17 protein-coding genes and 1 pseudogene are annotated in these 17,626 nt (G+C 46.6%); 14 read left to right on the forward strand and 4 right to left on the reverse strand.

The annotated features are described in order from the left end of the window. The first annotated feature begins 156 nt into the window (after positions 1-156). On the forward strand, positions 157-633 hold the full coding sequence (locus BN1360_RS15880) for a DUF3939 domain-containing protein (protein WP_068780826.1): 477 nt from the start codon (positions 157-159) through the stop codon (positions 631-633). Between the two features lie 323 nt (positions 634-956). After that, the gene (locus BN1360_RS15885) at positions 957-2,261 is read left to right on the forward strand and encodes an MFS transporter (protein WP_229521018.1); all 1,305 of its coding nucleotides are present in this window, start codon (positions 957-959) and stop codon (positions 2,259-2,261) included. 105 nt (positions 2,262-2,366) lie between these two features. On the opposite strand, the gene BN1360_RS15890 is transcribed toward BN1360_RS15885, so the two are convergent. Continuing rightward, positions 2,367-2,918 (reverse strand): TetR/AcrR family transcriptional regulator, encoded by a 552-nt coding sequence (locus BN1360_RS15890; protein ID WP_068780828.1) that lies wholly within the window; start codon positions 2,916-2,918, stop codon positions 2,367-2,369. A gap of 164 nt (positions 2,919-3,082) precedes the next feature. Between BN1360_RS15890 and BN1360_RS15895 the strand changes: the two genes are divergently transcribed. Beyond that, positions 3,083-3,448, forward strand: coding sequence for an HAD family hydrolase (locus BN1360_RS15895; RefSeq protein ID WP_068780829.1), 366 nt, complete (start codon positions 3,083-3,085; stop codon positions 3,446-3,448). A gap of 196 nt (positions 3,449-3,644) precedes the next feature. Here BN1360_RS15895 and BN1360_RS15900 read toward each other — a convergent pair whose 3' ends face one another. After that, a complete protein-coding gene (locus tag BN1360_RS15900) occupies positions 3,645-3,884 on the reverse strand; it encodes a hypothetical protein (RefSeq protein WP_068780830.1) in 240 nt (79 codons plus the stop codon). A 335-nt stretch (positions 3,885-4,219) separates the two neighbouring features. Here BN1360_RS15900 and BN1360_RS15905 point away from each other — a divergent pair, with 335 nt between their 5' ends. The 6 genes from BN1360_RS15905 (at position 4,220) to BN1360_RS15930 (ending at position 8,629) form a co-directional block, all read left to right on the forward strand. Then, on the forward strand, positions 4,220-5,044 hold the full coding sequence (locus BN1360_RS15905; protein WP_068780831.1) for a hypothetical protein: 825 nt from the start codon (positions 4,220-4,222) through the stop codon (positions 5,042-5,044). A gap of 60 nt (positions 5,045-5,104) precedes the next feature. Beyond that, positions 5,105-5,299: a hypothetical protein gene (locus tag BN1360_RS15910; RefSeq protein ID WP_068780832.1), complete on the forward strand. Its 195-nt coding sequence runs from the start codon at positions 5,105-5,107 to the stop codon at positions 5,297-5,299. 535 nt (positions 5,300-5,834) lie between these two features. Continuing rightward, complete coding sequence (locus BN1360_RS15915) at positions 5,835-6,221, forward strand: GntR family transcriptional regulator (RefSeq protein ID WP_068780833.1); 387 nt, start codon at positions 5,835-5,837, stop codon at positions 6,219-6,221. Further along, the gene (locus BN1360_RS15920; protein WP_068780834.1) at positions 6,218-7,084 is read left to right on the forward strand and encodes an ABC transporter ATP-binding protein; all 867 of its coding nucleotides are present in this window, start codon (positions 6,218-6,220) and stop codon (positions 7,082-7,084) included. The genes BN1360_RS15915 and BN1360_RS15920 overlap by 4 nt, the downstream gene beginning before the upstream one ends. Then, the gene (locus tag BN1360_RS15925; RefSeq protein WP_068780835.1) at positions 7,077-7,718 is read left to right on the forward strand and encodes an ABC-2 transporter permease; all 642 of its coding nucleotides are present in this window, start codon (positions 7,077-7,079) and stop codon (positions 7,716-7,718) included. The genes BN1360_RS15920 and BN1360_RS15925 overlap by 8 nt, the downstream gene beginning before the upstream one ends. A 104-nt stretch (positions 7,719-7,822) precedes the next feature. After that, entirely contained in the window at positions 7,823-8,629 is an 807-nt protein-coding gene (locus BN1360_RS15930; RefSeq protein ID WP_068780836.1) for an SDR family oxidoreductase, read from the forward strand. Positions 8,630-8,742: 113 nt separating this feature from the next. On the opposite strand, the gene BN1360_RS15935 is transcribed toward BN1360_RS15930, so the two are convergent. Then, positions 8,743-9,225 carry a glutamate--tRNA ligase family protein gene (locus tag BN1360_RS15935; RefSeq protein WP_068780837.1) on the reverse strand — a complete coding sequence of 161 codons (483 nt, stop codon included), beginning with the start codon at positions 9,223-9,225 and terminating at the stop codon, positions 8,743-8,745. A 403-nt stretch (positions 9,226-9,628) separates the two neighbouring features. Here BN1360_RS15935 and BN1360_RS26435 point away from each other — a divergent pair. The 3 genes and pseudogenes from BN1360_RS26435 to BN1360_RS15950 form a co-directional block, all read left to right on the forward strand. Next, positions 9,629-10,558: pseudogene (locus tag BN1360_RS26435) on the forward strand (DEAD/DEAH box helicase); the annotation flags it as partial. Positions 10,559-10,593: 35 nt separating this feature from the next. Beyond that, positions 10,594-11,619 carry an ATP-dependent helicase C-terminal domain-containing protein gene (locus BN1360_RS26440; RefSeq protein WP_068780839.1) on the forward strand — a complete coding sequence of 342 codons (1,026 nt, stop codon included), beginning with the start codon at positions 10,594-10,596 and terminating at the stop codon, positions 11,617-11,619. Positions 11,620-12,140: 521 nt separating this feature from the next. Next, a complete protein-coding gene (locus tag BN1360_RS15950; protein ID WP_229521019.1) occupies positions 12,141-12,365 on the forward strand; it encodes a hypothetical protein in 225 nt (74 codons plus the stop codon). Positions 12,366-12,870: 505 nt separating this feature from the next. Here the strand turns inward: BN1360_RS15950 and BN1360_RS15955 are convergent. Continuing rightward, the gene (locus BN1360_RS15955) at positions 12,871-15,036 is read right to left on the reverse strand and encodes a YhgE/Pip domain-containing protein (protein WP_068780841.1); all 2,166 of its coding nucleotides are present in this window, start codon (positions 15,034-15,036) and stop codon (positions 12,871-12,873) included. A gap of 476 nt (positions 15,037-15,512) precedes the next feature. Between BN1360_RS15955 and BN1360_RS15960 the strand changes: the two genes are divergently transcribed. Then, complete coding sequence (locus tag BN1360_RS15960) at positions 15,513-16,013, forward strand: PTS sugar transporter subunit IIA (RefSeq protein WP_068780842.1); 501 nt, start codon at positions 15,513-15,515, stop codon at positions 16,011-16,013. A 28-nt stretch (positions 16,014-16,041) separates the two neighbouring features. Further along, the gene (gene nagE, locus BN1360_RS15965) at positions 16,042-17,505 is read left to right on the forward strand and encodes an N-acetylglucosamine-specific PTS transporter subunit IIBC (RefSeq protein WP_068780843.1); all 1,464 of its coding nucleotides are present in this window, start codon (positions 16,042-16,044) and stop codon (positions 17,503-17,505) included. The last annotated feature ends 121 nt before the right edge of the window (positions 17,506-17,626 follow it).

The raw sequence follows: 17,626 nt of genomic DNA on the forward strand, positions 1-17,626 counted from the left end.
GTGCAAAAATGAATACATTTTCAAGAAAAATATTGACAATAAAGTGACAATTACCATATAATGCGCTCAAAATATAAAATTAAGGATACACTAGAAGTGTAAACGCTTTCTGTTTATTCGCATTCCTATTATAAAGCGTAAAGGGAGGAAAGAATTATGCCTCTATTTTGGAAAAGAAAAAATAGCCGCAAGCCCCCCCTTGCCGAACCTAAGCCTGCGATCCATGTGACGCTGGAGCAGGTCAAGAAGGCCGTGTTACAATTCGAAGCTGATATGCCTAAGGGTATTTCGCGGAAATCATTGCTGCTGCCGGATGGCAGCCTTGAATTATCGCGTTTGTCAAGATATTTGGGCGGAATGAGCGATCAGAAGTTCTATCTATCAAGGGAGACCTACGAAATATTCGAAGAAGCAGATCGGGAAATTCCATATTATCTGGACATCGTTCAGGTGGCTGTAGATGATTATATAGAGGAACGGGGTAAAATTCCTGTGCTGGGCAATTCGCAATATAATCAGGTCGATGTCCGCCTGCTGAGAGATCAGCATTATTTGAAGGAATTACCGCCTTTTCCGCTCTATATTACAGACCAGGAAATGCTGCTAACCCACAGGCGCAAAGAGATCATGTAATACAATTGAATAAACTTGAATAAGAAGCGGAAGCCCGCGTGTCGGGCTTCCGCTTCTTTTATTGTACATTTACCTAAATAAGCAATGACGAGGTTAACTGGGGGCCAAAGATGAAGCAGAATAGGGATAGGACATTATAGATTGCACAGATAAAACTTAGCATAGTCAACACATTTAAAAAGATTGTTCAATAACGTACAAATCTTCATTATTTGACTATTGCAAGAAGTTTTTCACTTCGTATAATAATAAACAGTTGTTGTTTATTGGATGTGAATCTATAAAAGTGCACTTGTATTTTAAAATATATATGAAAGCTAAAAATGAATTATCAGATAAACCAGTTTGCAAAACCACTGATCATCCAGTCTTATCAAATAAGGCGGTTCTATATAGAAAACGTCACTTCAACAACTAAATACATCAAAGGAGTCATTAAAAATATGGGGAATAAATTAAAAATCTACATGTTAGCTTTTTTAGGGTTTTTAGCGGGAACAGCGGAATATGTTATTGCTGGCATACTGGATCAAGTTGCTGATTCAACTCATGTTTCCGTAGCCGCGGCAGGACAACTCATAACTATTTTTTCAATTGGATTTGCATTTGGAACTCCGGTTTTTATGATGATCGCTGCAAAAATGGAGCGTCGTCGGCTGCTAATACTTTCTCTTGTTTTTATAGTGATTGGAAGTTTAATGACAGTTGTACTACCTGGATTTAGCTTATTAGTCGTCTCGCGGGTTATACTTGCTATAGGAGCTGGAGGATTCGTTATTACCGCAATGACTGTATCCTCAAATTTAGTCCCATCTGACCGTCAGGGCGGAGCGATTGCTACGATCTTTGCAGGATTCAGTGCGTCTCTTATACTTGGCATACCCATTGGCCGGGTAATAGCGGCAGCATACGACTGGAAACTTATCTTTTTGGGGATTGGTATCTTAAATCTAATGGGGATTTTAGCGATTATTAAGAATATACCTGTTACGAGAGCTGAAGCTCCGGCCCCTCTTCGTCAGCAACTCGCATTTTTGAAACAACCTAAAATTGCACTAGCGTTAGGAATTACTTTCTTTGTTTTTACGGGATATTCAATGCTGAACACATATATGGCTCCATATTTGTCTTCAGTTATGGGTTTGAGCGAACATATAATAAGTGGTATTTTCTTGGCTCTAGGAATTGGCTGCTTAATTGGAACTAAATTTGGGGGAACCATTGGGGATCGAATTGGTTATGGTCGTACAATTATTATTGCCATCGTAATGCAGTTTTTGATATTCATACTATTATCTGCGCTTTTCTCAATCTCTTCCGGACCCATTGCAGTAACGATCGGGATTATGCTGCTTATGATTTGGACAATGGTATCTTGGGCATTCGGAACCGTACAGAATACCAGCCTAGCTACAATAACTCCTGAGGCTGCTGGGATTATTCTAAGTCTAAATAGTTCTTTTGTGCACATTGGTGTTGCTGCGGGTGCTGGTATGGGAGGAATAGTTCTGGATGGACCTTCAGTTGTAGCAATCAGTTGGATTGGGTCCATTCCAGCCGCAATTGCTATAGTTATTTCAATTATTTCCTTTAAACTTAATCGTTCACATGAAAAAGAAGGCTATTAGTTATTTAAACCTCAATTTGAACTCTAAAAAGACTTGCAAAAACAACATGATAAAGGGTATGCGTAACAATTTTACGTATACCCTTTATCGTTTGGTTAGTAAACTCTATAAATTTCTATCGATTAATACATCGAGTTGTTTTTCCATAATATGCGGTGGATACGGCATTTCATTATTAAACCACCACTCCACAAGTTGTACATAACCTGCTCCAACAAAATTATAAATAGCCTCTTCATTTAAACCTTTGTTTTGCCCCTCTATAGTATTAATCTCCCGACGATTTTTTATATCTTCAATCACAAACGCAAGGAATCGTTTTCGAAAGAAAGGAGCTCCTTTACTGCATAACATTACTGAGAAAAACACATAATTCTGTTCAAAATAAGCGAACCAGCCTGCGGTTCCATCTACAGAATCTATTTTACATGATGTTTCACTGATACCATGTAATTCATTAATATGTTCTTCGATCAGTTTATCCAACAAATCATATTTATCCGTATAATGAAGATAAATGGTTCCTCGATTCACATCTGCGGCATCAGCAATATCTTGTATAGTAATGTCATCAAAGGACTTTGTATACATTAATTCAGTAACCGCACTTTTAATGGCTTTTTGGCTTTTCGCTATCCTTCTATCTACTTTAGACATGATTCATTCACCAAGCTTTCCCAAATATAATCGCAGTCTATCCCTCATTATAAACATACGTTGATTAATCAAACAACGATGAAAAAGCAATTACCTCCAGAAATGAGGTTTTGTCCTAGCTGTAATTGAATAGCTTGTAAGACAAGCAGGGATTCTTCCGGGAGTTGATCGAGAGGCTTCCCTGGGTAAAACGGCCGGATCTGGACGGATTAACGAGATACTATGAATTACACGATATGACGCATGCCAGAGCTATGAACCATGCTGTCCGGACACTGGAACAATGCAAAGCGCTTGGCCTCAAGCTTGGTATTATCACCAATGGCAGAAGCGAGGTTCAGCATGGCAAAATAGATCTGCTTGGTTTGAGACCCTTCTTTGGCACGATCCTTGTGTCGGAGGATATCGACATGAAGAAGCCGGACCCGCAAATTTATAGGATTGCGCTGGAGCGGTTGGGAACATTGGCGGAGGAGACGATCATCGCAGGCGATCATCCGCGAAATGATATAGGGGTGCAGCAAACATAGGCACCAGGCGTGTGGCTTCGCCGTGCGCATGGTTGGGATGCGCAGCTGCCAGGGGGCAAGCCGTGGCAGGAGACTCATGAATTAAATGAGCTGATCCCGTTGATTCGCAGCTAATCTAATCCAGCCTTAACAACGAAAGACCCGTAAGCGAATTGCGCTTACGGGTCTTTCTATGTCTAGTAAAGTAATGTTGATATTAATAGAGCGAGAGTGCCACAGTGTCAAATTCGCTCTTGCTATGCAGAATCGCTTCGGATCCTTCAATTTCGATACTAATCAAGGAGTTCAAGCACTTCTTCAAGGCGTTCTTGCCATTTCGCAATTTGTTATCGAGAGCGCTTGTCAGCAATTTTAATGTACGTTGAATGGGTTGTTTCGTCTCAGCATTAAAATATACGGGAACTTGAACATTTTGAAAGTTTATTAAGATTCTCATACCAGATCACCTCTATACAGTGGTTTCATATTACACATTGTAGGTTAGAATGCTTAAAAATACATTAATATTTCATTATTTTTCAATTAATGTTTTGTGACGCTTGTAAGACAATGATACATATTTGCTTATATAATACTAGAAAAAAATACTAGGCACAACATTTTCAAGAAAGTTGCGTCAAATAAGTTGAACCGTTACTGATAACATGGTAGATTGCTATATGGGAATTCCTGAATTGCTTATAAATAGTTGATACAACTGAGTTTATCCGCTCTTGTGCAGCTGTTTTGAGGTGGAATGAAATAGAAAATAATGACAAAGGAGGTGCGAAAATGGACACCGTAGAATCAGATCTGCCGGGCGAATTCATCCTAAGCTCTATGGAATTATATTTCATGATTAATCTATTAGGGGAGAAAGGCTTGCCGGATCGAGATACAGAGGCTTTCGTGCTTCGATGCTGCGAATCCGAATCCGCAGAGCAAATCTGGTATGAAGGTAAAGAATTGCTGAAGCGTAGAGGATATTTTATGCCCGGAACAGATGGAGAGCTTCGAATTTCAGCCCAGCTGCTTATTACGCTCGGCCATATTTTTCTGGCCAAGAAAGCTTATTTATTGCAGTATATATTGGACGGCCGGGAATATGAGGAGTTTCTATATATACACGAAGATAAAATTATAAGAATCGAATGTCTCAGGAAAGCTGAAGGACAATATCGATTAACTTATTTGGACATAGATAATAATGAGCTTGTGCATTCATTTGGCTGCACGGAGCAGAAGCTGCAGAACCCTGGGGAGCTTCCGGCTCTAATGTTGTCCAGAAGTCAATTTGATGAGATATTATCTGAGGCCAGACAGCTGGATATAGAGGAATTGATAGAACAACTCTCGAATACTACAGATGAACAGGAAGCCATGATTGCTTTGGCGAGATGCATCAAGTCTAATACTTCCAAGGGTTCGCTTCGCTTTTATTTATGGAATAATAATGCCTGGGAAGTTCAATGCGTACAATTTATGAGTAATCATCATTTAAATTGGTTGATTCGATCAAGCGCGAAGCATGATGAGGACTGGCTGATTGCAACGCCTACTTCGATGGGAAATATTCAGGAGATGATTAAGGATTGGCTGACCGAGCCTGTTTCATAAAGTACTTCGTAATCACACGGGGAATTGTTGAATAACCTGTTACCATAGGGGGAGTAGATAATGAGTTCATTTTACAATGATGATGATGTTCGCGATCTTCGCGAGCGTGTGGAGCGGTTGGAAAGAGAGCTTGAGCAGTATCGAAGCCAACCAACGCGGCCAAGCCACTATGTAAAATGGTTTATAACGGGCTTTATCATTGCAACCGGAGCCATGATAATGGTTGGAGTCCTTCAGTTTATAACAGCAGGCTAGAGACTACACACAGGTTTAATCCAAAAGGCTGTCACCTTGGTGATGGCTTTTTTGCTGTGTCCGCTGCCGCTGGAATCGATTAGAACTCATTCTGACTTTCAATCTGGCTCCTAGCTCCGCTGGAATTCACTAGGGTAACACCGGTAAATTTCTTGCAGATGCGGTTAAAGGAGCCTAGTTGAATAACACCCCGTCTGATCGGTGAACTCAGGAATGGCCCGGCTGGTAAATACCAACCTTTTATTTGCACGCGGAAGGCGAACCTCATTGCCTTTTTGATGAAATTTAGGCCTGTCTTTTCCTTGAAATGCATTAAATAGTTAATGTCCGGTACCGTGAATTTACTCGCGAATGTGAAGCTGGATTTGAAAATATTAAGAGGTTGATCCTGAGCAAAATCGTTTGCTTAAGGAAGGACCTCTATTTGGGCGTTTTGAAGCAATAAGTGAAATAAGTTGCAAAAATTGTTTATAGTGTATATATTGTATATATACATTAAAGACGAAAACGATATTGTTTTAGAAGAAGGTGAAGCATGAACATTTTATTGTCCCACTCTTCGGGAGAACCCATATATTCGCAGATTGTCAGACAGATCCGCAGCGGTATTTTGCAGGGGGAGCTTGCGCCGGGGAGCGCTCTTCCGTCCATCCGCCAACTGGCCAAGGACTTGCAAATTAGTGTTATAACAACCAAGCGGGCGTATGACGAGCTGGAACAGGAAGGACTGATCGACTCCGTAGTGGGCAAAGGCTCATTCGTATCGGGAGGAAACCAGGAATTTATCCGTGAGCAGCAGATGAGACAGTTGGAGAAGCAGATCAGAGAGCTGCTGGATGGAGCTCATCAAATTTCCGTGTCCACCGATGAGCTGATCGAATGGATCAGGCTGTTAGATCAAGAGGGAGGTAAAGAGGAATGAATGCAATTGAAGTTCAGGGAATAGGCAAAAACTATAAAAACTATGAGCTGTCGGACGTGACGTTTGAGGTTCCGAAGGGATATATAACCGGACTGATCGGCCCGAACGGAGCGGGGAAAAGTACGATTATTAAAATGATTATGGGGATTGTAATGCCGGATCAGGGCGATATCCGGGTACTGGGGCAGGATACGGGGAAGGTGGAAGCAGTATATAAGCAGCAGATCGGGTATATTTCCGATGAGAATATTTTTTATGACTGGCTGAGTATGGAACAGATGAAGAAGGTTGTAGCCCCATTTTATAAAGATTGGAATGAGCTGGCTTTCCAGAGGTACATGGATCAGTTTGAGCTTCCGATGCGCAAGAAGATTAAGGACTGCTCCAAAGGAATGAAGATGAAATATGCGATTGCAATCGCGCTGGCGCACAATCCTTTGCTGCTTATTATGGACGAACCTACAGCCGGGCTTGATCCGGTGTTCCGCCGTGAATTGCTGGAGCTGTTGTCGGAATATATATTGGATGAGCAGAAGACGATCCTGTTCTCAACTCATGTTACAACGGATCTGGATCGGATCGCCGACTATGTGACATTCTTGAATCGGGGAAGGCTCGTATTTACGGATACGAAGGATGATATTTTGGAGCGGTATGTGCTTATCAAGGGCGGCAAGGAGCTGTTGGATAATGATGTGCGTCAAGCCTTTGTCGGAGTCAAAGAGACGGACCTGGGCTTTGAAGGATTGTCGGCCGACCGCAGCAGTGCGGTCTCCATGTTCGGCAATGCGGTAATGTATCAGCAGCCGACCCTGGAGGATATTATGTATTTTACGGTAAAGGAGAGAAAGGTCCGTGTCTAATATTATCAATCTGGTCCGCAAGGATTTCATTCTGCAGCGCCGTTATCTGTGGATTATCGCACTTTATGTACTCGCGTTCTCCGGCATGTTCTCGACGAATAATCCGAATATGCTGTATGGCCTCTTCCCGGGAATGATGCTGATTCTCGTAGTTGGCAGCGATATGCGGCTGGGCAATCAAAAGTTCCTGGTCACCCTGCCGATTAAACGCAGTATCATCGTGTTAGCCAAATATGTGTCCGCGGTCCTGGCCATTTTCCTGGCGGAGATTATTAGCTTTGGCGTCAGCTTCGGGATCAGGCAGTTTAGCGCGGAGGTTGTATTTAATGAATACGTTCTATTAGCCGGAAGCCTGGCTTCGGTGCTGCTGATGATGAGTATCTATTTGCCTTTATATTATTGGCTTGGCATACATGGTGCGCAGCTGCTGAATATAGCTATGATGGTGCTAGTCATGCTAGGCAATGTCGCCATATCGGGCCTTGCGGGTGACGAAAATGACATTGAACGGATCACATCATGGGTCAATACCCATCAGGTGGGGAGCATTGCGCTGGGGATAAGCTTATTACTGCTGATCATCGTCATTTCCTATCTAATCTCATTGTCCATCTTCAAGAGAAGGGATTTATAATGATTAAATAGCCCCTCATTATGGGTAATCTTGTGACAGGGACTTTTGCATGAACAGAGGTTATTGGTTTGTGTTACATGATCATAATGAGGAGCGTGTTCCATATGACGGAAGATCTGAGCAAGTCCGGAAGATTTAGTGGAAGAACAGCGCTGATAACCGGAGCGGGCTCCGGGATCGGCAGGGCTGCGGCGTTGAAGCTAGCGGCGGAAGGAGCCAATGTCGCGCTTTTTGATCTGATTGATGAGCGTACTCGCAGCACAGAGCGACATATTAATGAAGTGATTCACGGCCATTCACGAGCTTATGATGTCGATGTTGCTGATCCGGTCAGAGTCGAGCAAGCCGTGAAGGAAGCAGCAGATCATTTTGGCGGGATTGATATCGTCTTCGCAAATGCCGGCATTAATGGTGTACTGGCGCCTGTAGAGGAACTAAGCTTCGAGGATTGGGAGAGGACGATCAGCATTAATCTGGGCGGTACTTTCCTGACCGTCAAGCATACCGTACCTTATTTGAAGCAGCAAGACAGGGGAAGCATCATTATAACGAGCTCGATCAATGGCAATGACCGCTTCTCCGGTTTTGGCATGTCGGCATACAGTACAACCAAGGCGGGACAGGTTGCCTTTGCCAAGATGATGGCGCTGGAGCTGGCCAAATATAAAATCCGCGTGAATGTCCTCTGTCCGGGTGCTATTTCGACGAATATTGATTCATCCACGGAAGTCCGTGAAGAACTGAAGGAGATCGTGATTCCTGTTAAATATCCGGAGGGTTCGCAGCCGCTTGCGAACGGTCCGGGTCAACCTGCTCAAGTAGCCGACTTGGTCGCTTTCCTGGCCAGCGATGAATCCTCGCATATTACTGGGGCGCGCATTGTGATCGATGGCGCGGAGTCCTTGCTGTAACTTGCCCTATAGGAACACAGGAGCGGCATACAATTTTGTGAAGCTGCTGTGCATGGTTTTAGGGAATATAGGTGATAAGGCGCTGAACAAAATAGCCCCTGTCACTCCTGGGTTCAGGAGGGCAGGAGCTGCCGGATGATTTGCTGTGTCAGTATAAAAGGCTGCCTCGAAACCTGCTGCAGTGAGAAGCTGCTGATTAGTTCGCTAGCCTGGGCGGGCTCCGGCTTGCTGTTAAGTCCGCAGATGTAGGCGATCCAGCCGATGATTGCCTCTGGTCTCGCGCCAGCCGTGCGCAGCGCGGATATGCTGAGATCGCCATGCCGCTTGGCCAGGCGATGTCCGTCTTCGCCGAGCAGCAGCGGTGCGTGGGCGAAGGTAGGCGGGGTCAGCTCCAGCGCCTGGAAGAGCTGGAGCTGNAAGTCGGCGATTATTCTCTCCGTAATCTCCGGTCGGGAGCGCTGTATATCAATGTCTTCAATTCGCAGAATAAATTGTCCGCCAGCTGCACGAATTTGCAGCCAGGATAGCAGGGCGATTTTGGCGTTGCCAAGATGCATATCCCCTGAAGGAGTCGGCGCAAAGCGTCCTCGTCTCATCTTCCAATCACTTCCTCGTACTCGTAAATCTTGTTCAGACCATTCAGATCATTTGCTGGTGATTATACGGTTACATATGTATTTGAAGCACCCAGACTTTCCTAGCAATTATAACTCTATCGTGGCAAGCTGTGAATAAGTGCTATCTGAATTCCTTCATTACTATGGAATCAGGATGCCCATTTTCAGTAAAGAATCCACGTTATTCAAGCCGATTCAATTTGGCTTGAATAACGATCATGGTTCCTTGCGTATTTTGCAGCGAATGAGGAATGAAAGCTTGCGTAGCGCAAATGAATTCTATACGCTATTTACAGGATAGAGAGCAGGGACATGTTCTTGTGTTCACTGGTCAGCACAAATAGAAAATATACAGGAGTTATTTATGCATAATTCACAACCGATGCCCATCGATACGGTGTTGCCAACACTAATCGAGAAATTGCGAGAGTCTGGACGTGCCGTCTTGACGGCGGAGCCTGGGGCGGGGAAAACGACGCGAACGCCGCTGGCGCTGTTGGATGAGGTGTGGCTGAATGGCCAGGGCATAATCATGCTGGAGCCCCGACGGCTTGCCGCGCGTTCTGCGGCCATCTATATGGCCCGGCAATTAGGCGAATCCGTGGGAGAGACGGTGGGCTATCGCATCCGTACAGAGAGCCGGGTGTCCGCCCGTACCAGAATCACCGTTGTGACAGAGGGGATTCTGACAAGAATGCTGCAGAATGACCCGGGTTTGAGCGGAATCGGACTCATTATATTTGATGAATTTCATGAGCGAAGTCTGCATGCGGATCTTGGATTGGCGCTGGCGATGCAGAGCCGTTCCTTGCTGCGCGAGGATTTACGGATTCTGGTCATGTCAGCGACACTGGATGCCGCTGCCGTAGCAGGCCTGCTTGAAGACGCTCCAGTGATTCAATGCCAAGGCAGCATGTATCCCGTGGAGACGATTCACGCGCCAACGCGGCAGAATGAACCGCTGGAAGCGGCGGCAGCTCGCGTCGTTCTACAGGCCTTAAATGCCCATTCGGGCAGTCTGCTTGTGTTCCTGCCTGGTGCCGGGGAGATCCGTCGTGTACAAAGCGCGTTGGAGCAGGCACAGCGGGTGGGCAGCGACGTGCTGATCACCCCGCTCTATGGTGCGCTGTCGCAGGATCAGCAGCAGCAAGCGATTGCTGCGCCCCCTGCGGGCAAGCGCAAGATCGTATTGGCGACGTCCATCGCCGAGTCAAGTCTGACCGTGGCCGGGATCACGGTCGTCATCGACAGCGGCCTGCGGCGTACCGCGTTGTTCTCGCCGCGCACCGGCATGAGCCGGCTCACGACGATGNGGTCAGCGGCCAATGGGAGCGGCAGCTTCATAAGATGAACGCTGATATCCAGTCTGGCAGCGGAATGATCCGTGGGCAGACCGGGGATTGGCTGTCATTTTGCGGGCTGCTTGTCTCTTACGCTTATCCGGACCGGATCGCTCGGCGGCGTCCGGATGGAAGATACCTGCTGCGTTCGGGCCGGGGCGCGGTATTCCGAAACCGGCAGCTGCTCGGCGACGAGCCGTTTGTTGCCATTGCAGAGGTGGATGACGAAGGCGCGGAGGGCCGTATTTTGCTAGCCGCTCCGCTGCCGGAGGAGCATGTATATGAGTATTATCACGACCAGATGGAGGAGAGCGCTCTTGCGGATTGGGATGAACATACCGGGGCAGTGCGGGTACGGCGGCGTCTGACATTAGGGGCCATCCTGCTGCAGGATAAGCCGGATCCGCATCCAACCGCTGAGCGAATTACAGAGGCTTTGCTTGGTGCGGTGGCGGAGCAAATCGATACGCTGCTGCCCTGGAATGCCAAGTCCAAGCAACTGCAGGCGCGAGTCGAGTTCCTGCGCCGCCTTGAGCCTGCCTGGCCTGATCTGACGGATGAGGCATTGGCTCGTCATGTGCATGAATGGCTAGCGCCATATGTGACCGGGATGCGCAAGCGTTCGGAGCTCCAGAGCCTGTCGCTTTATACGATTCTGGAAAATCGGATCGGCTGGGCTCGCATGCAGGAGCTTCAGACTGAAGCGCCAACGCATTTGATCGTTCCAAGCGGGTCCAAAATACCGGTTCAATACGAGGGTCCGCAGGTGCCTTATGTCTCAGTCCGTCTACAGGAGGTTTTCGGCATGATGGAGACGCCGCGTATCGGCTATGGACGCATCCCGATTACATTGCATCTGCTGTCGCCCGCCAGCCGTCCTGTCCAGGTGACCTCGGATTTGCGCAGCTTCTGGAGCGGCACCTACTTCGAGATCAAAAAGGATCTGAAGGGTCGTTATCCGAAGCACTATTGGCCGGATGATCCGTTGGAAGCCACCGCCACTCGCAGGGTCCGCCCTGATCGGAAACGCTAACGAAACACCATATCGCTATTTACGCCAAAATCGGCCTCCAAAAATTTTAACGAAACAGGGTATCGCTATTTTGCCAAAAAAGCCGTTCAAGGCCTGGATTTGTTGGCAATAACGATACGTAGTTTCGTTAAAATTACTAACCTCGTATTTTCGAGGGAATAACGTTATGCAGTTTCGTTAAGATGCTTCTATGTACTTGAGTACACCGCATGGCCCTTCTTAATAGGAAACAGCCTGTTGAGCTTAATGCAACAGGCTGTTTTTCATAGGTATATTGCGACCCAATAGACTTAATGATTGTTCTTAGGTATCACTTATTTTTTTCGAGCTCTGACGGGGGATGCTGAAATACTCTGAAATAGCCAGGAAAAGTAATGGCCGCTGGAATGGCCCTTGGATACGGCTTGCTGCCCCTATTCTGGATGTGCGGTCCGTTTATTTCACCAGCTATTTAACCTCGAATCCGGCACCTGTATTAGATGAGTCGAGATCCGCTCTTTTAATATATCAAGCAAGGCGTTATGTTGGCCATGGTTTTAGCGATTATGGCCCTGTGCAGCATGGGGCCGATCATTATTCTGAAAGACCTTATTGTGTGCATGGTCCGCTTAGAGACGAGCCTATTTTTCCACCATCACAATCCATCTGGAGGGCCCGTTATCATTTGGCAGGAGGAGGATGGGTACAAAAGGATTGTCAAACATATGACAGGTAATGTGTGCGGCGAGCGGCATGTTGGTGTATAAGCTCTCTCGGGGAAACGGGCTTGAATGGAGGGGGGAGACAAGCCAAAGCGTATTCCTGATCAGTCTTATGGGCGCATGTGGTTTAACCGACCGCCGTCATGTAGCAATGCACCGCGCGCTGGGAGCTGCGCGCGGTGCGAAAAGAGATGGAGCGATTAGAACAAGGGGCAATTTCCAAAGACCTTTCCTTTTGTTCAAAGCTGGCGCTCCCGCTCATTTATATGCCGCTACCTCTGGTGAGAGGGCAAATTCAGTGGAACGAATACATGGAATATGGTTATCCCATTAAAGGGTTAGTGAGATAAACCAAAGATCTCGGCGCCTTGCTGCAAATGCTGCAAATGAATGCTTCGACCGGGAGTATCCTAGAGGAGGGCGTCTGGATCGAATCCTGCTTATAACGGTTCGGCAGCTGGTTCGAATTAAGACATCCGATTTTCAGTACAATTCCAATCAAACAGGATTTATCAGCGTAGTTCCTGTATGGGCGGGCATCTTCCTGATTTTAATGAATTAAATGTCCGGATTTGGCTTTTTTGACCCATTTTGCGGAGGTGCGGTTCACGAATCGCTTGAGTCCTAACCCAAGGATGAGTGATAGGCCGGCATAGATCAGCAGAATACTGATATCCCTTGTAATCAGGCCGGCTACGCTACCTCCAACGGCCTCGCGCATCAGCCCGATTCCGTAGGTAAAGGGCAGATAAGGATAGATCGCCTGGAAGAAGGGCGGTGTAACCTGAATGGGGAAGGTACCGCCCGAACCGGCTAATTGCAGGACGAGCAGTACGATGGCCATCGCTTTGCCGACATTGCCGAATACGGATACCAGCGTATAGATCATAAGCATAAACACCGCGCTGATTAAGAGCCCGAACAGAATGAATTGAAGCGGCTCCGCGGCATAGGTTCCTAGAATCCACAGATCTCCCATTGTGACGAATAACGATTGCAGCAATGCCAGCGTCAAGAAGGTGAAGAAGCGGCCAAAATACTCTTGATAGCTGCGTAGCGGAACACCGTGGATGGTCTTGTTATGCACTTCAACGGTAAGCATGGAGACGAGCAGCAGGCCGCCGACCCATAATGACAAGGTGGTGAAGAAGGGAGACATCGCTGAACCATAATTCGGAATCGGGAACATCCGGGTTTCCTTCAAGATGACCGGCTCGGCAAAAAAATCGCCCTCCTTGGCATAATTCAAATTCAGTAGCTTGATCAGATCCTCCAGCGAGCCTTTTTTCTCCAGGGCCGTGATATGGTCGGTCACTTCCTTGAGCTTGCGCTCCGCCTCCGGAAGGCGTCCGCGTACGGTCTTTGCTTCTGTCGTTGCCACGACGAGTCCTTTCTGCGCATCCTTAATAATGCCGCTGACGACAGGCAAGTCGGATAAAGCCTCCGACAGAATACCTTTTGTATGGTTGGCGTCTTTTTGTGCTTGTTCAAGAGCGGCTGTCATCGCAGGCAATATCGTACTGTCGAAGCTGCCAATCAGCCCGTCAAGACGCCCGAATGCATCCTTGGCCAGACCATTGAATTTTTCAAGTAAGGGGCGTATTACATCTTTCCCTTGGCCGGCAGCTGTGGAGAGCTCCTTTACGATCTGTGCCATCTGTTTGAAATCCGCTGCAATGCGGTCCAGTTCAGCTATTTTTGCACTGGGTCTGGAGCTGGGAGCGATGGACTGCAACCGGCTTAGCAGCTTGCCAAATGAATCCGCGCCTTTAGCAGCTGCAGTAAGGCCAGTCTCTAAATGCTTCGGCAGCTGCAATGGCTCCAGGTCTTCAGCTACATCGAGGCCGGATAACAAAGTGTTGCTTGTCTGATCGGCCAGGTCGGCCATCTGCTTAAGCTGCTCTAGCGTCTCCTTGGCCACTGGACCGGCAGCTTGAACAGCGTCCTTGCTACGGGCAAGGAAATCGGAGGTTTGGCTGACCAGGCCTTCGCCTTTTTGGGCCAGGTCGGCGACAAAGGGAAGTTCTTTTTGCACTTTTGTGACAATGGTCTGACCTTTTTGTAAATCCGTTACAGCGATATTTGCCGCTTCGTTAATCTTCGGAAACAGCTGGACCATTTGAAAGGCGAGGTGCCTGGCGTTGTTAATCAGAGGAAGCTCCTGTCTTAATTCCACCCCGATTTCATTGAAAATACGAAAAATGGTTCCATTGGCGGTTTTCACAAAATTTTGGCTGACTTCACTGACGATGGAACTAGCTCCTTTGGACGTGATTTTAGGCGCGACAGCATTGATTTTCTCATTGACATAGTATTGAATTTCCGCCTTCTCGGGGTTGGGGGTAAGAACCGTTGCTATCCGAGCCGAGAAATGGGCCGGGATGATGATGACAGCATAATACTTTCCATTTTTTAAGCCGCGGATGGCTTTATCCCTGTCGGTGAAGACCCAACCAATGTTGTGGTTCTCATGCAATGAGTTGACGATTTCTTCCCCAAGAGCAATGGATTGCCCGCGCATCGAAGTTCCGGTATCTTCATTTGCAACGGCGATCTTGATTCCCGAGGTCTGGCCATAAGGATCCCAGGAAGCACCGATATTAAACCAGGCGTACAGAGATGGGAGGAAGATTAATCCTAATATGATGATGGCGGCAGCCCAATTGGTAACAATGCCACGCAAGTCTGAGCCATAGATGAACAGTATCTTTTTCACAGCGATCTCCATTTTCGTTTTTTTGCTTATTATTCCGAGATGGCGGTAGAATCATCCATAGCTTGTTACTTCATCCGGAGAAATAGAGACGCTTTCAATTTTCCTATTGACGTTGCCAGAAGCTTGATTTATTATAGTCACATAACAACATACCGATTACATTTGGCGTGTTACCATTTAGTTCGTGGGCATGAGCCAGGAAGAGTAGTCCTAATTCATTAGGATTCTTTTCTTGGCTCTTTTTTGTTCGAATTTTTAGGCAGATGAATCTTAGTCTAGACGATGTCTAAGAATGTCTAAGAATCGGACGACACCCGTTATGTAAACGGTATCAAGATAATGATGACGTGGGGAGGGAGCCGGGCAAGAATAGTTCTTATGCGAATGTAAGATTATAGAAGATAGATCGTATTAGGACGCTTAGGTCGGTATAACCATGGATCATCTAACATACAGGATTAGGAGGAGTTAAACTCATGTTTTCGAAATGGAGAAAGAAATCAACTGAGAGCAAGCAAGTCGAAATTTTAGCGCCGGTAACAGGCAAGGCTGTTCCGTTAACGGAGGTTCCGGATGAGGCATTTGCAGCGGGGCATATGGGCAAGGGGATCGCGATCGAGCCATCAGAGGGGAAATTGATTTCACCTTTCGACGGTACCATCGTACACGTGATCAAATCGAACCATGCCGTCATGCTGGAGCATGCTTCAGGGCTGCAATTTCTGTTCCACATCGGGATTAACACAGTTTCATTGAAAGGTGAGGGGTTCACTTCACATGTCAATGTTGGTGACAAAGTGAAGGCTGGCCAAGTGCTGATCGAATTTGATACCGCCAAGATCGCCGGTGCGGGTTATCCAACGATCACGCCAATTATTGTTACAAACGCTGATGAGGTGACCGAAAGCTTGGAAGGACTCAGCGGACAAGTGACAGCAGGCCAAGACGTCATTTTAAAGGCGGTTATGAAGTCTTAAAATCACTATTTGAAAGGATGATTGTTCAATGCTAGCTTTTCTTCAGAAGATAGGTAAGTCATTGATGCTTCCGGTTGCAACATTACCAGCAGCAGCAATCCTGAATCGCTTCGGCAACATTGACTACATCAATGAGTTTCACTTTGGGGAGAATGTAGGGGGATTCTTTAATACTTATATTGCTCCGTTTCTGAATGCGGGCGGGGGTACAATATTTGATAACCTCCCGTTGATTTTTGCCGTCGGGGTTGCCATCGGATTAGCTGGAGATGCCGTAGCGGCATTGTCAGCAGTCATCGGGCAACTAATCCTACTCAAGCTGCTCGCCATTGTTCCGGGAATATTCCCTGGCATGATGCAAGCAGGAGCGGATACCAAATTGAACATGGGTGTTCTTGGAGGTATCCTGGTAGGTTGTATTTCAGCGTTTTTATACAATAAATACCATAAGATTAAGCTGCCGGATTGGCTAGGATTCTTTGGTGGCAAACGATTCGTACCTATGGTTACAGCCTTTACTATGATCTTTGTGGGCTTGATTTGTGGTTTGATCTGGGGACCTGTCCAAAGTGTTCTGGATACATTCGGGAACTGGGTTACAAGTCTCGGTGGAATAGGGTCGGCAATTCACATTGTGGCTAACCGACTTCTCGTACCATTTGGATTGCATCATATAATCAACACGATCGTATGGTTCCAAATCGGCGATTTCACCAACGCTGCAGGCGATGTTATACATGGCGACTTGTACCGCTTCTTCGCTGGAGACAAAACAGCGGGCATGTTTATGACAGGGTTCTTCCCGGTTATGATGTTCGGTCTTCCAGCAGCAGCATTTGCTATCATCCATACAGCTAAGCCAGAAAGACGTAAAGCGGTTGCGTCGATCTTCTTGGGTGCTGCACTTGCGTCCTTCTTGACAGGTATTACTGAACCATTGGAATTTGCGTTTATGTTTGTGGCTCCTGTACTATATGGTGTGCATGTTGTCTTATCCGGTATCTCGGCATTTGTAACTTACGCTTTTGGCATGAAGCTTGGTTTTGGATTCTCAGCCGGCTTTATAGACTATGCCATCAACTATGGGCTCTCAACGAAACCACTGTTGCTGATACCAATAGGTCTGGTTACCGCGTTGGTATACTATGTGTTGTTCCGCTTCCTAATTGTGAAGTTGAACCTGAAGACACCGGGCCGTGAAGATGATTTTGAGGCGGATGAGGATGAAGAGAATACAACCTCAAGTTCTGTATCTACAGATAGCCGTTCCGCCCAAATTTTGACTCAACTTGGCGGGCCTAGCAACATTAATTCAGTGGATGCGTGCATTACACGTCTACGTCTTATCGTTAAAGATGAGAAAGAAGTTAATGATGCCGGATTGAAGAAGCTTGGCGCTTCCGGTGTAATGAGACTTGGTAAGGGTGCGGTTCAGGTCGTATTCGGACCACAATCCGAAGCGATCAAGGACGAAATCAATAAGATGCTGTAACATGAATTCGGGTTAACCTTCGTTTACTTACAGGGCAGATCATTTGCGATCTGTCCTGTTTTTTTGTTGATCTCCAATTCCAGATCATTCCTTCGATGTATGAATTATGATAATATGAATG

Origin of the sequence: Paenibacillus sp. GM2 (assembly GCF_900069005.2) — a bacterium.
In the GTDB taxonomy this organism is placed as follows: Bacteria; Bacillota; Bacilli; order Paenibacillales; family Paenibacillaceae; genus Fontibacillus.

Coding starts and splice junctions, on each gene's coding strand:
- BN1360_RS15880 (WP_068780826.1), top strand. CDS start 157: ATGCCTCTATTTTGGAAAAGAAAAAATAGCCGCAAGCCCCCCCTTGCC.
- BN1360_RS15885 (WP_229521018.1), top strand. CDS start 957: ATGAATTATCAGATAAACCAGTTTGCAAAACCACTGATCATCCAGTCT.
- BN1360_RS15890 (WP_068780828.1), bottom strand. CDS start 2,918: ATGTCTAAAGTAGATAGAAGGATAGCGAAAAGCCAAAAAGCCATTAAA.
- BN1360_RS15900 (WP_068780830.1), bottom strand. CDS start 3,884: ATGAGAATCTTAATAAACTTTCAAAATGTTCAAGTTCCCGTATATTTT.
- BN1360_RS15905 (WP_068780831.1), top strand. CDS start 4,220: ATGGACACCGTAGAATCAGATCTGCCGGGCGAATTCATCCTAAGCTCT.
- BN1360_RS15910 (WP_068780832.1), top strand. CDS start 5,105: ATGAGTTCATTTTACAATGATGATGATGTTCGCGATCTTCGCGAGCGT.
- BN1360_RS15915 (WP_068780833.1), top strand. CDS start 5,835: ATGAACATTTTATTGTCCCACTCTTCGGGAGAACCCATATATTCGCAG.
- BN1360_RS15920 (WP_068780834.1), top strand. CDS start 6,218: ATGAATGCAATTGAAGTTCAGGGAATAGGCAAAAACTATAAAAACTAT.
- BN1360_RS15930 (WP_068780836.1), top strand. CDS start 7,823: ATGACGGAAGATCTGAGCAAGTCCGGAAGATTTAGTGGAAGAACAGCG.
- BN1360_RS26440 (WP_068780839.1), top strand. CDS start 10,594: ATGAACGCTGATATCCAGTCTGGCAGCGGAATGATCCGTGGGCAGACC.
- BN1360_RS15950 (WP_229521019.1), top strand. CDS start 12,141: ATGTTGGCCATGGTTTTAGCGATTATGGCCCTGTGCAGCATGGGGCCG.
- BN1360_RS15960 (WP_068780842.1), top strand. CDS start 15,513: ATGTTTTCGAAATGGAGAAAGAAATCAACTGAGAGCAAGCAAGTCGAA.
- nagE (WP_068780843.1), top strand. CDS start 16,042: ATGCTAGCTTTTCTTCAGAAGATAGGTAAGTCATTGATGCTTCCGGTT.